This is a genomic window from Klebsiella sp. C349492 (assembly GCF_042055345.1).
GTDB classification, from domain to species: Bacteria; Pseudomonadota; Gammaproteobacteria; order Enterobacterales; family Enterobacteriaceae; genus Klebsiella; species Klebsiella scottii.
In genome coordinates this window covers 1-318 of the sequence record NZ_JANQCE010000037.1, presented here as the reverse complement: position 1 = coordinate 318, position 318 = coordinate 1, and the positions used below count along the sequence as shown (strand labels likewise).

1 protein-coding gene is annotated in these 318 nt (G+C 45.6%); it reads right to left on the bottom strand.

Annotation, left to right across the window (positions count from 1 at the left end):
* Window positions 1-60 precede the first annotated feature (60 nt).
* Window positions 61-258 carry a hypothetical protein gene (locus tag NWP14_RS27865; protein WP_375216327.1) on the bottom strand — a complete coding sequence of 66 codons (198 nt, stop codon included), beginning with the start codon at window positions 256-258 and terminating at the stop codon, window positions 61-63.
* Between the last annotated feature and the right edge of the window lie 60 nt (window positions 259-318).

The following is a 318-nucleotide window of genomic DNA, read 5'->3' as shown; positions in this document are numbered from 1 at the left end:
CGTAAGCGCGCCCCTGGCAGGATTACGCCATTTTTAACTACGGTTTAATTTCGGTTTAAATCAGTTGCTGGGTGTTAATGAATCAACGTTAACAAAATACGGCGCAACATTGATTTCTACCACCGTGTCCGATTTAAAATCCCTGGCGATATCAACCGTTCTAACCGGTTGTCCGCCACGTAATGCACGGCACGGCTGATAGATAAACGTACTGCCGATTTTATGCTGCTGATTAAACAGCCTGGCTTTAGAACCCATATCACACCGCCGCAATATCAATTGGGATACTGGTCATTTTCCCCTCGGCATCCTTTTTCA